Here is a 12,208-nt window from a genome sequence, read left to right as displayed (position 1 = left end):
GGGCTCAAGCGTACTCTTGGTAATGCCCGCCCCACAGGACGGACAGTTTTCCGTAGTTGGCGTAGGCCCGGCCCAGCCAGTGCACCGCGCGATGCCGGCCCAGCGGCCACGATACCAGCGCCAGGAGGCCCGCCACCACCATCTGCGCCAGCGCCCGCGCGTAGAACACCACGCGGCGCATGATCGCGGGACGGCGGTTGGCCAGCCGGCCCGCCTCGAAATGGATGGCGAAATCCTGGCCGCCGCGCAGGGCGCGCTTCAGGATCCAGCCGGTCCGCATGCGGCTCTCGGGCACGGGTTCGGTCACATAGGCCTCGTCGCACCAGACCATGCGCGCGCCCTGGCCCATCAGCCGCATCAACAGGTCGCCGTCCTCGCCCCCGGTCAGGCCGTAGGCGGGGTTGAAAACCTGCTCCTGGCGCCGCAGCCAGGTGGCGGCAATGAAGCAATTGCCGGTGCGCACCGCATTGCGCGGCACCGCGTCGCCGGTGCGAAAGCGCGGCCAATCGTAGAAACGGCCGCGCCGTATCCAGTCCGGCGCGGTCGGCGGGATCTCCGGCACGACCGGCGCCTGCACCGCGTCGGCGCCGTATTCGCGGGCCGCCGCGGCCAGCAACGCCAGCCACTGGGCCGGCGCGCGCTCGTCATCGTCGATCATCGCCAACCAGTCGCCGCGCGCCAACGAGACCGTCATGTTGCGGGTCAATGAAATATTCTTCTCAGGCTGGATGGCGTAGTCCAGCGCCACGCCTTGCGCCGCGAAGGCGTCACGCCGGGCGTCGACCACGGCGCGCGCGCTGCCCGTGGCATCGTTGTCCACCACCACGATCTGCGACGGCGCCAAGGTCTGCGCCGCCAGATCGCCCAGCAGCAGGTCCAGCATGACCGGGCGGCGGTAGGTGGCGATGCACACGCTGATGGGGCCGGCGCTCATGGCGTTTCCTCGAAAACCAGTTCATACCAGGGGCTGGCGCCGTCATCGCGGGTCTGCACCCGCACGCGCACGCCATCGGCGCCCGAGACCGCGTCGGCGGCCGGCAGCGCCGCCCGGCGGCGGCCTTCGCCATCCAGCGGATAGACCGACAGCCGGCCGGTGCGCGGCGCCAGGCCCAGCATGGCCGGCGTGCGGCGCAGCCAGGCCGGCGCACGGGTGGCGTAGCTGCCGGACGGGCCCGCGGAACCGGCGTCCGGCTCCAGCGTGGACCAGGCGCCCTGGCCGCGATAGGGCACCCGCATCTTGGGACGCGCCGGCATCGAACCCGGTTGCGTACCGGTGGTGTCGTTGCCCAGGCTCAGGAGCATATGCCGCGACTGCGCCAGCGGCTGGCCGTCCAGCGCCGTCAGCATGGCGCTGGCCGTGCCTGCCGCGTCGAACTGCATCCACGCCGACTGGCCGCCGATACGTCCGGTTCCCGTGGCGCCGAATACGGCCCACAGGGCCGGCGCGTCGATCACGATGCGGCCGGCCGATGCATCATGGGTCAGGAGCGGCGTCGCGTTCGGCAGGCCCGGCAGCGCCGCGCCGGGCGCCGCGCCCAGGTCCAGCCCCAACCGGCCCCGCAGGGCCCATTGCGGCTTCACGCCCAGGCCATCGGCCAGGCCGGTGGTGATGGCATCGAAGCGCCGGTCGGCGCCCAGCAGCAGGCGCTGCTGCGGGCCCACCGGCAGGGTCACCGCGTCGGGCAGCGCGGCCAGCAGCGGCTGGCGGAACAGCCGGGCGCTCTGGCCCGCCAGCGCCAGGCGCCCCCAATCGCCGCTCAGCGCGAAGCGCGACGGCGATTGCGGCAGGCGCTGGGCGTCGCTGTAATCGAAATAGAACAGGCCATCCCAGTCCTGCAGCGCGCCAACCGCGCTCATCAGCGGCAGGATCTCCGCGCCACGCGGGTTGGGGAAAGGCTGGTTGAATTCGCTGACCACGAAGGGCCGTTTGGCATCGCGCCGCAGCGACAGGGCCAGCACGCGGTCGAACTCGTTGCCGCTGGCGCTCAGGTCCGGGATGCGCCAGTCGTTGTCGGCCCGGATGTCCGGATGCCCGACGTAGAAGTGCTCGTCGATATAGTCCATGGCGACCTGCGAATCGAAATTCAGCAGGCCGCCATAGCCCATCTGCGTGCCGGTCACCGGCACCCTCGGGTCGGCGCTCTCGTGCACCACGCGGCGCAGGCGCTCGAAATAGGCCTGGTCGGTCGCCGCCAGGAACAACAGGAAATCGCGCTCGCGCAGGTCCGGCTTGGCGTCGCTGCCGAACAACGCGTTGACCCGCCGCGCGATCCCCGAGCGCAACTGCGCCAGGCCGCTCTCGTAAAGCGGCTGCTGCTGGCCCGGCACCGGGAACTCCACCGCGTTGTCGTTGCCGCCCGCGCACCCGCCCCAGGCCGCGCAGGCCTGCGCCAGCGACCCATGACGCTGCATCAGCCAGGCCCGCCACTGCTTGCGCAGTTCGGGCGCGTAGGCCGACGGAATCGCCGCCAGCCAGTCCGGCCCCAGCCAGGCAGCCAGCAGCGACGACTCGTTGTTGAGCTCGACCATCGCGAGCGCCGGATTGCCCTTCAGGCCCAGCGCCTCGATCAGCCGCCGCGCATAGTCTTCCTGCATCGCGATCAGGCGCGGATCGTACACATGGATCGGCGCCGTCAGCGGCGGCATCTCGGCGCCGCCATCCAGCGCCGGCAGGCCATCCACCCGCGGGCGGAAGCGATAGCCCACGTGCAGGTTCAGGTTGACGTAGATGCCCTCGCGCGCCAGCGCCTCGATCAGGCCGCGCAGCCGCGCCACCGCCGTCGGACTGAATGTCGGAAACGGTCCCGTCGTCAGGATGCTGATCGGCGCGTCCGGATAATCCGACGGCAGCGAATCCAGATGATGCAGGCGCACCGCGTTGAAGCCCAGCTTGCGCAACTGCCGCGCCAGCACGGTGGCCTCGACCGGATCCGGGAAGTTGGCGCCGAACGTCAGGTTCACGCCGAAGAAACGCACCCGCGCATCATCGCCCGTGCCCGGCTGGCCGTCAGCGCCGACGCGATAGAAATGCCCGTCGCGCACGACGATGCGCGAGGCCGCGTCCAGCGGCCGGTTCAGCGCCGACACGTCCGGCGCGCCGGACAGCGCCGCCGGATCCATCTCGAAGCCGAACCAGCCCGCGGGCGCGGCCGTCGCGGCGCCCATCACCCACATCAGCGCCAGAACCAGCACGGCGCGCCAGCGCATCATGCCTGGCGCTCCCGGCGGACGGCATATGGCCGCTGGGCCGCGGCCCGGACGGGCGGCGGCGTCGGCGTGGGCTGGGCCGCCGCGCGCCGCCGCCAGCGTTCCATCGCCAGCCGGCCACTTATCGCCAGCGACGAATAGATGAACATGATGTTCTGGAAGTTGGTGTCGCGCAGGATCTGGCTTTCCGAGAAATTACTGACCATGATCGTCACGCAGATACCCAGGTGCATCGCCGCATCCTCGCGGTCGATCTTGAACAGGCGCATGATGCTGACCACGTGCCACAGCAGGCAGGCCAGGAACAGCCCCATGCCGACCTGGCCCAGGTCCAGCAGGATATCGATGTAGCCGTTGTGCGCCTGTCCCGGCAGCCAGCCCAGCTTGTCGGCGATGAACTGCGCCGGACCGCCTTCGCCCACCCAGAAGGCGCTGTAGCCGATGCCCCAGACGGGATGCCGCTGGATGGCCATGTCCACCAGTGCCCAGATCTCGCCGCGGCCCGTCAGGTCATTGCTCTTGTTGAACAGCGACGTGACCACCAGCACCACGTCGTCGACCTGCGGCATGCGGCCCACCGCCACGTAGAACATCAGCAGGAAGTACAGCGCCACCAGCAGCGCGCCCAGCATCAGGATCTGGCCGGTATGGCGCCCGCCGAAGAACCGCTTGCGCGTCAGCAGGTAGACCCCGGCGCCCAATCCCGTCACCAGCATGGCGGTGGCGCTCTTGGCCATCACCAGCATGAACACGCTGAACAGCAGCCCCACCGCGCTCATGCGCCGGATCGATGGCGTCATCAGCCATTCGCGCAGCCACAGCAGCACGGCAAAGCCGGCGATCGAGCCCAGCATGTTCTTCTGCCAGGTGATGCCGCGCCACGCGTTGCCCAGCAAGGTGTCCACCCCCATGCTCGGAATGAACACCGCCACCAGGCACGACAGCACCAGCACGATCGTGTAGGTGCCCAGGATGACGCGCAGGAACTGGCGCGGACTGCTGAACGGCGGCGCCACGGTCAGCCCGATCAGCACCAGGCCCGCGAAAATGATGGTGCGCTTGATGGTGATGTCCGGATACGGCGACCAGGTCGCGCTGACCAGGCAATACAGCACCAGCAGCATCAGGAACAGATTGGACGCGCGCAGGTTCATCAGCGCCGGGCGCACGTGGTGCCAGAGCACGAACAACGCGCCCAGGAACAGCGACCCGTACTGCACCTGGCGCAGCATCGAACCCTGCTCGATGGTGTGGTTGGCTTCCGGGCCCACCGCGTTGACCGACAGCGTGTCCGGCACGATGGCGAACAGCAGGCTCAGCCCCACCAGCAGCCAGACGGCCCAGCGGTCGCCCCGGCTCTGTCCGCCAACCGCCACGACCGCGGGCGCGCCCATGGCCGTGCCCCTCAACGCCGCAGCCGCGCCGGCAGGAGCGCGCGCAGCCGGTCCTTCCAGCCCTGCGGGGCATCCGGCTCGTATTCGTTGTAGACCGTGCCCAGCACGCGCACGCCGGCCGTCTCCAGCACCTCCGCGGTGCGCGTCAGGGCGCTCAGCGACGTCACGTCCTTGCGCGCCACCAGCACACAGGCATCCACCTGGCGCGCGATGCTCTGCGCGTCCGAGGAATGGGCCGCCGCCGGCGTGTTCACGATGAAGATCTCGTACTGGTCGGCATAGGCCGCCAGCAGGCGGTCCAGCGCCGGCTCGCGCAGCAGTTCGGCCGGGTTGGGCGGTTGCGGTCCGGCGTCCAGCACGCCCAGCGTCGGAAAGCCCGGCACGGCGCGGCTGTCGCCGGCCGGCGCGCGTCCGGCCAGGATCGAGGACAGGCCCGCGCCGCTGGCGCCGCCGAGGATGTCGTCCTGGCCGCTGGCGCGCAGATTGGCGTTGACCAGCAGCGTGCGGCGGCCGGTCTGCGCGAACGCCAGCGCCAGACTGGCCGACAGGTAGGCGCGGCCCTCGTTGTCGTCCGGGCTCACCACCGCCACCGCGATGCGCGGCAGGTCTTCCAGGCGGATCGAGATTTCGGCGCGCACCTGGCGGATCGCCTCGGCCTCGCGGCTGAACGGCGCGGCCGCGATCGCCAGCTGGATGTCGCCATGCTGGGCCGAGGCGTAGTCATAGCGGTATTGCTCGGCCAGCACCGACTGTACGCGCGCTTCCGACACGAAACCGAGCTTCACGGCCGCCTGGCCGAAGCGCAGGCGCTCGGCCTGCTGCAACTGCACCACGTGCTGGACCTGGTCCTCGGTCAGAAGGCCCAGGCGCACGAAGCGCTCGCCCATCTTCTCGCCGGGCACGGTATCGGGCGCCTGGCTCGAAGCGGGTTCGTCAGCCTGTTGCTGGTTGAGGCGGTCAAACAGAGGACGCAGCGTGGAATCGCTCATGACGTCACCGTCGCGGGAGTCGGGTTGCGGCCGATGCGGCCCAGCACGGGCTGGCGCGTATTGCGCTCCAGGTCTTCGGCGCAGCGGATGCGGCGCCGGCTCAGTTCCAGCAGCATCGCCAGCGCCAGGCCCGCCAGCAGGCCCACCACCAGGCCCAGCGCCAGGCTGCTGCGCACCTTCGGACGCGACGGCGAGGTCGGCATGTCGGCCGCGCGCAGCACCGCCAGGTTGGGCAGGGAAATATTGCTGGCCATCAGGATGCTGTCGTACTTCTGCAGCGCGGTCTGGTAGACCTGCTCGACGCCGGCGAACTGGCGCCGGTAGGCGGCGATGCGATCGCGCTTGGCCATCTGCTCCAGCACCTTGGCGCGCTGCGCATCGATATCGCGCTGCAGCGCCGCCTTCTGGGTCTGCAGGCGCTCGAGCTCGCCGCGTTGCGCCTCGATCGTCGCCTTGGCCTGGCGCGTGATGTCGGCCTGCATCTGCGCCCGCTGGGCCAGCAGGCCGGCCACGGTCGGATGCCGCGGGCCCAGCGAGCCGCGCAGCTGGCCGAGCTGGTGTTCCACCACCGTCAGGCCGTTGCGCAGGTCATTGATGGGCGCGACCTGCCCCACCTCGGGCAGGTCCTCGGGACGGATGCCGCTCTTGAGCAGGCGCTCGGTGGTCTCGTTGCGCGCCTTCGCCGCTTCCAGCTGCGAATCCAGCGCCAGCATCGAGGTCGTCATGTCATTGAGGCTGCGCACGTCGATATCGCCGCCGGTCTGTTCCGTGTCGACGATGCCGGTTTCCTGCTGGTAGCGCGTCAGCTTGTCCTGGATGGCGTCGACCTCGCCGCGCAACTGCTCCAGCTGCGCCGTGTACTGTTCGCTGCGCGCGCGCGCGGCCGCCGACGAGATGTTCTGGCTGACCGCGAGATAGGAATTGACCACCGCGTTGGTGAACTCGCGCGCCTTCTGCGGCGTATCGGCCGAGAACGACACCGTCAGCACGCGGCTGTTCTGCTGCTTGACGACTTCCAGGTTGCGGCGGATGTAGGCGACCAGTTCGTTGTGCGCCTTGGTGCCCTGCGACGCGTCCGGTCCCGACAGCAGCTCCAGGGTGGAGATCACGTGGTCGGCGACCGCCTGGCTGCGGATCATGTCGATCTGCGTCTGCATATAGCTTTCGTCGAGCAGCGCCGAAAACGAGCGTCCGTTGATCGGGTCGTTTTCGCGGTAGTCGATGAAGACGTCCGACGATGCCGTCCACACGCGTGGCAGCACCAGCAGCAACAGGCAGGTCAGCGCCAGCGTCGCCAGGGTCACCCGGGCGACCAACCGCGCGCGGGCGGCCAGCATTGCCCACACCTGATTCAACGAGAGCAGACTGTATTCGGGAGTCACGGCGGGATCTGGAGTCAGCGTGGCGTAATAGCTGATTCTACCGGAGAGTCCGATCTGGGGGCCAGATGGGAAAAATACCGGAAATAAAACGCCTGATGACGATATTTATCGCAAAAAAAAGGCAAGGGCCTGAGCCCTTGCCTTTCTAGCCCGGAACGGCGAACCGCTCCGAAAGCTGGCACTTAGATGATACGTGCGGCTTCAACCAGACGCACCACGCGCCACGACTTCGAGCGCGAGATGGGACGGCCTTCAGCGATTTCAACCGTATCGCCTTCGTTGTACTGGTTCGACTCATCGTGCGCCTTGTACTTCGCGGAACGCATGATGATCTTGCCGAAGATGGGGTGCTTGACGCGGCGTTCAACCAGAACGACGACAGTCTTGTCCATCTTGTTGCTGACGACCTTGCCGACCAGCGTACGCTGGCGCTTGGCCACTTGGGTGTTTTGAGTTTCGCTCATCTTTATTTCCCTGCCTTCTCGGTCAGCAAGGTACGCACGCGCGCGATGTCGCGGCGCACGTTACGCAGCTGGCTGGTGTTGGCAAGCTGCTGCGTGGCCTTCTGCATACGCAGACCGAATTGTGCCTTCAGCAGGCTTTCGAGCTCTTTGCCGAGCTCGGCGGCGTCTTTCGAACGGAGTTCGCTGGCTTTCATGTCTTAGTACTCCTTAAGCACCGATATGACGCGCGACGAACGTGGTCGAAATCGGCAGCTTGGCAGCGGCCAGGCGGAAAGCTTCACGCGCGAGCTCTTCGCTAACCCCTTCCATTTCGTAGAGCACCTTGCCGGGCTGAATCTCGGCGACCCAGTACTCCGGGTTGCCCTTACCGTTACCCATACGGACTTCGGCAGGCTTCTGCGAGATGGGCTTATCCGGGAAAATGCGAATCCAGATGCGGCCGCCGCGCTTGATGTGACGGTTGATGGCACGACGAGCGGCTTCGATCTGGCGAGCGGTCAGACGGCCACGGCCGGTGGCCTTCAGACCGTATTCGCCGAACGACACGTGGGTACCACGGGTCGCCAGACCGGTGTTGCGGCCCTTCTGCTCTTTGCGATACTTTCTGCGAGAGGGTTGCAGCATGGTTATTCTCCTTCAGGCGCCGGAGCAGCGTCCGCCTTGCGGGGACCACGGCCACGACCACCCGGACGACCGGTGCGAGCACCGTCCGGACGATCACCACGCGGAGCGCGGCGCGGACGACGTTCTTCTTCACGCGGGGCGGCGGTTTCCGGCGGCAATTCGCCGTTGGCCAGCATGTCGCCCTTGTAGACCCAGACCTTGATGCCGATCACGCCGTACGTGGTGTGGGCTTCGGAGGTGCCGTAGTCGATGTTGGCCTTGAGGGTGTGCAGCGGCACACGGCCTTCGCGATACCACTCGGTGCGAGCAATTTCGATACCGTTCAGACGGCCCGAGCTCATGATCTTGATGCCTTGGGCACCCAGACGCATGGCGTTCTGCATCGCGCGCTTCATGGCGCGACGGAACATGATGCGCTTCTCGAGCTGTTGCGAGATCGAGTCGGCGATCAGTTGAGCATCGGTTTCCGGCTTGCGGATTTCTTCGATGTTGACGTGCACGGGCACGCCCATCAGGCGCTGCAGATCAGCCTTCAGGCTTTCGATGTCTTCGCCGCGCTTGCCGATCACCACGCCCGGACGAGCCGAGTAGACGGTGATGCGGGCATTCTTGGCGGGACGCTCGATGATCACGCGACCGACGGAGGCGCTCTTGAGCTTCTTCTTCAGGTACTCGCGGACGCGAATGTCTTCGGCCAACATGCTGCCGAAGGCCTTGTCGTCGGCGAACCAACGCGAGGACCAATTACGGGTGACCGCGAGACGGAACCCAGTGGGGTGAATTTTCTGACCCATCGTGACTCCTTAAGCTCCGACCTTGACCGTGATGTGGCAGGTCTGCTTCTCGATACGGTTGCCGCGGCCCTTGGCGCGAGCGGAGAAGCGCTTCATCGACTGAGCCTTGTCCACGAAGATCGTGGTGACTTTCAGTTCGTCGATATCGGCACCGTCGTTGTGCTCGGCGTTGGCGATGGCGGACTCGACAGCCTTCTTCAGGATGACGGCGGCCTTCTTCGGCGAGAAGGTGAGGATCTCGAGCGCACGGCCGACCTTCTGACCGCGGATCAGATCCGCAACCAGACGCGTCTTTTGAGCGGAGATGTGAACCCCACGGATAATGGCAGTAGTTTCCATCGCTTACCTCTTCGCCTTCTTGTCCGCGGCGTGACCCTTGAACGTACGGGTCAGCGCGAACTCGCCCAGCTTGTGACCGACCATGTTCTCGTTGATGTAAACGGGAACATGCTGCTTGCCGTTGTGCACAGCGATCGTCAGACCGATGAACTCGGGCAGGATCGTCGAGCGACGCGACCAGGTCTTGATCGGCTTCTTGTCTTTGCCCGCGACGGCCGTGTCCACCTTTTTGATCAGGTGAGCATCGACAAACGGGCCTTTCTTGATCGAACGTGACATAGTGTTCGCCTCTTACTTGCGCTTGCGCCGTTGGACGATCATATTGTTCGTCCGCTTGTTGCGACGGGTCTTGAAACCCTTCGCCGGGGTGCCCCACGGGCTGACCGGTTCGCGTGCTTCACCGGTACGGCCTTCGCCGCCACCGTGCGGGTGGTCGACCGGGTTCATGGCGACGCCACGAACCGTCGGGCGAATACCGCGCCAACGCATTGCACCGGCCTTGCCGATTTGGCGCAGGCTGTGTTCTTCGTTACCGACTTCACCGATGGTGGCACGGCACTCGATGTGCACACGGCGGACTTCACCCGAGCGCAGACGCACTTGAGCGTAGGTACCTTCGCGGGCCAGCAGGACGGCGGAAGCGCCGGCCGAACGGACCATCTGGGCACCCTTGCCGGGCAGCATTTCGACGCAGTGAATCGTCGTACCCACCGGGATGTTGCGGATCGGCAGCGTGTTGCCGGCGCGGATCGGGGCTTCGATGCCCGAGATCAGCGTGGCGCCCACTTCCAGGCCGCGCGGAGCGATGATGTAACGACGCTCGCCGTCGGCGTAGCACAGCAGAGCGATGTGCGCCGTACGGTTGGGGTCATATTCCAGACGCTCGACCTTCGCGGGGATGCCGTCCTTGTCGCGACGGAAGTCGACGACACGGTAGTGCTGCTTGTGACCGCCGCCACGGTGGCGGATCGTGATGTGACCGTTGTTGTTACGGCCCGAACCACGGGTCTTCTTTTCCAGCAGCGGCGCGTAGGGCTCACCCTTGTGCAGGTTCGGGCTGACAACCTTCACCATGCCACGGCGGCCAGCCGAAGTCGGCTTAACTTTTACGAGGGCCATTTACTTCACCTCCGCAAAGTCGATTTCCTGGCCGTCCTTGAGCGACACGTAAGCCTTGCGCTCATTGCGACGGCGGCCAACGAATCGGCCAAAGCGCTTGACTTTGCCCTTACGGTTGAGGACCTGCACGGACTCGACCTGCACCTTGAAGAGCAGTTCGACGGCAGCCTTGATTTCCGGCTTGGTAGCGTCAGCCACGACACGGAAAGCGACTTGCTGATTCTTCTCAGCGACGAACGTGGCCTTTTCGGTCACGATCGGAGCCAGAATGACTTGCATCAAGCGTTCAGCGTTCATCCCAGCATCTCCTCGAGTTGAGCGATGGCCGGCTTGGTGATCAGCACTTTCTTGTAGTGGACCAGCGACAACGGATCGGCATAACGGGGCTCGACAACGGCAACGTGCGGCAGGTTGCGGGTGGCGAGGTAAACATTTTCATCAACGTTGTCGGTGATGATCAGGACCGAGTCCAGGCCCAGGCTCTTCAGCTTTGCAGCGGCAGCCTTGGTCTTGGGCGATTCCAGATCGAACGATTCGACGACGGCGATGCGGTCTTCGCGAGCCAGCTGCGACAGGATCGAGCGGATCCCGGCGCGGTACATCTTCTTGTTGACCTTCTGGCTGAAGTTCTCTTCCGGCGAGTTCGGGAAAATCCGACCACCGCCACGCCACAGCGGCGACGAGGTCATACCGGCGCGAGCGCGGCCGGTACCCTTCTGGCGCCAGGGCTTCTTGGTCGAGTGCTTGACTTCCGAGCGATCCTTCTGAGCGCGGTTGCCGGCACGGGCATTGGCTTGGAAAGCCACCACGATCTGATGAATCAGCGCTTCGTTGAAGTCACGGCCGAAGATCGTGTCGGGCGCGCTGAAAGTCGCGGCCTGACCTTGGTCGTTCAGGAGCTTGAGATCCATTTACTTACGCTCCCTTCTTGGCCGGGGCCTTGATGGCCGGACGCACGACGATGTCGGCGCCAGCGTGGCCGGGGACAGCGCCCTTGACCAGCAGCAGGCCGCGCTCAACGTCAACGCGAACGACGTCGAGGTTTTGAACGGTGCGGGTGACATCACCCAGGTGACCCGCCATGCGCTTACCCGGGAAAATACGGCCCGGATCTTGAGCTTGGCCGATCGAGCCGGGAACGCGGTGCGAACGGGAGTTACCGTGCGAGGCGCGTTGCGAGCCGAAGTTGTGGCGCTTGATGGTACCGGCAAAGCCCTTACCAATCGTGGTGCCCGTGACGTCGACCTGTTGGCCGGCTTCGAACACCGATTCCACGGCGATCACGGCACCAGCCGCAAATTCAGCGGCGCGGGCGGGATCAAGGCGGAATTCTTTGAGGATGCTACCGGCTTCAACGCCGGCCTTGGCGTAGTGGCCCGTTTGTGCTTGCGGCACGCGCGAGGCGCGACGAGCGCCATAAGCCACCTGGATCGCGGCGTAGCCGTCGGTTTCCAGCGACTTAACTTGGGTCACGCGGTTGTTCGACACGTCCAGCACGGTCACCGGGATGGATTCACCTTCCTCGGTAAAAATGCGGGTCATGCCGACCTTGCGACCCACCAGCCCCAGCCGATGAGCGGCGGGCGTGGGTGTCGAATTCGACATCGTTTTCTCCATTCCCGACTGCGATTGGTCGGGGCTAATCAGGCAAAAGGTAACGGCCTTTGCCCTACGACTATGTTCAACCTGGCTTGGGGTTGCCCACCCGGAACTGCGGGGTTTGCGCGCGCCTCACCATAGTTAGACCTGCCACAAAATGGCAAGCTTGGCATATTAGCACGTTTTTTTCAGGCAGCACAAGCACTTAGCGTAAATAGGCCCCTGCCCCGCCGCCCGCGCGCCAGGCTGTGGCGCAAAAACAAATGGCCGCAGTCCCGAAGGATTGCGGCCATTCTG

Annotated in this window: 15 protein-coding genes; all 15 read right to left on the bottom strand. The window is 66.0% G+C overall.

Features of this window, described 5'->3' with window-relative positions; translation table 11 throughout:
* Positions 1–4: 4 nt before the first annotated feature.
* Positions 5–934, bottom strand: a complete 930-nt coding sequence (locus AC1HFW_RS21480) for a glycosyltransferase family 2 protein (protein ID WP_479285170.1) — start codon at positions 932–934, stop codon at positions 5–7.
* Positions 931–3,210 (bottom strand): capsular biosynthesis protein, encoded by a 2,280-nt coding sequence (locus AC1HFW_RS21475; RefSeq protein WP_479285169.1) that lies wholly within the window; start codon positions 3,208–3,210, stop codon positions 931–933. The genes AC1HFW_RS21480 and AC1HFW_RS21475 overlap by 4 nt, the downstream gene beginning before the upstream one ends.
* Positions 3,207–4,601: an O-antigen ligase family protein gene (locus AC1HFW_RS21470; protein WP_479285168.1), complete on the bottom strand. Its 1,395-nt coding sequence runs from the start codon at positions 4,599–4,601 to the stop codon at positions 3,207–3,209. The genes AC1HFW_RS21475 and AC1HFW_RS21470 overlap by 4 nt, the downstream gene beginning before the upstream one ends.
* Positions 4,602–4,612: 11 nt before the next feature.
* Positions 4,613–5,590 (bottom strand): CpsD/CapB family tyrosine-protein kinase, encoded by a 978-nt coding sequence (locus AC1HFW_RS21465; protein ID WP_479285167.1) that lies wholly within the window; start codon positions 5,588–5,590, stop codon positions 4,613–4,615.
* Positions 5,587–6,972, bottom strand: a complete 1,386-nt coding sequence (locus AC1HFW_RS21460; protein WP_035359772.1) for a GumC family protein — start codon at positions 6,970–6,972, stop codon at positions 5,587–5,589. The genes AC1HFW_RS21465 and AC1HFW_RS21460 overlap by 4 nt, the downstream gene beginning before the upstream one ends.
* Positions 6,973–7,154: 182 nt before the next feature.
* On the bottom strand, positions 7,155–7,436 hold the full coding sequence (gene rpsQ, locus AC1HFW_RS21455) for a 30S ribosomal protein S17 (RefSeq protein ID WP_006216549.1): 282 nt from the start codon (positions 7,434–7,436) through the stop codon (positions 7,155–7,157).
* Positions 7,437–7,438: 2 nt separating this feature from the next.
* A complete protein-coding gene (gene rpmC, locus AC1HFW_RS21450; protein WP_003806912.1) occupies positions 7,439–7,630 on the bottom strand; it encodes a 50S ribosomal protein L29 in 192 nt (63 codons plus the stop codon).
* A 13-nt stretch (positions 7,631–7,643) separates the two neighbouring features.
* Entirely contained in the window at positions 7,644–8,060 is a 417-nt protein-coding gene (rplP, locus tag AC1HFW_RS21445) for a 50S ribosomal protein L16 (protein WP_006392071.1), read from the bottom strand.
* A gap of 2 nt (positions 8,061–8,062) precedes the next feature.
* Positions 8,063–8,854, bottom strand: coding sequence for a 30S ribosomal protein S3 (gene rpsC / locus AC1HFW_RS21440; protein WP_006389609.1), 792 nt, complete (start codon positions 8,852–8,854; stop codon positions 8,063–8,065).
* 9 nt (positions 8,855–8,863) lie between these two features.
* Positions 8,864–9,193 carry a 50S ribosomal protein L22 gene (gene rplV, locus AC1HFW_RS21435; RefSeq protein ID WP_006227021.1) on the bottom strand — a complete coding sequence of 110 codons (330 nt, stop codon included), beginning with the start codon at positions 9,191–9,193 and terminating at the stop codon, positions 8,864–8,866.
* A 3-nt stretch (positions 9,194–9,196) separates the two neighbouring features.
* The gene (rpsS, locus tag AC1HFW_RS21430) at positions 9,197–9,472 is read right to left on the bottom strand and encodes a 30S ribosomal protein S19 (RefSeq protein ID WP_006216555.1); all 276 of its coding nucleotides are present in this window, start codon (positions 9,470–9,472) and stop codon (positions 9,197–9,199) included.
* Positions 9,473–9,484: 12 nt separating this feature from the next.
* Positions 9,485–10,312 (bottom strand): 50S ribosomal protein L2, encoded by an 828-nt coding sequence (gene rplB / locus AC1HFW_RS21425; RefSeq protein ID WP_006392073.1) that lies wholly within the window; start codon positions 10,310–10,312, stop codon positions 9,485–9,487.
* Positions 10,313–10,609, bottom strand: a complete 297-nt coding sequence (rplW, locus tag AC1HFW_RS21420) for a 50S ribosomal protein L23 (protein ID WP_006216557.1) — start codon at positions 10,607–10,609, stop codon at positions 10,313–10,315. It abuts the gene before it with no gap.
* Entirely contained in the window at positions 10,606–11,223 is a 618-nt protein-coding gene (rplD, locus tag AC1HFW_RS21415) for a 50S ribosomal protein L4 (RefSeq protein WP_006389605.1), read from the bottom strand. The genes rplW and rplD overlap by 4 nt, the downstream gene beginning before the upstream one ends.
* Positions 11,224–11,227: 4 nt before the next feature.
* On the bottom strand, positions 11,228–11,917 hold the full coding sequence (gene rplC, locus AC1HFW_RS21410) for a 50S ribosomal protein L3 (RefSeq protein ID WP_479285166.1): 690 nt from the start codon (positions 11,915–11,917) through the stop codon (positions 11,228–11,230).
* Between the last annotated feature and the right edge of the window lie 291 nt (positions 11,918–12,208).

It is taken from the genome of Achromobacter sp. ISS7 (assembly GCF_056523125.1).
This window is presented reverse-complemented; position numbering and strand designations above follow the sequence as displayed.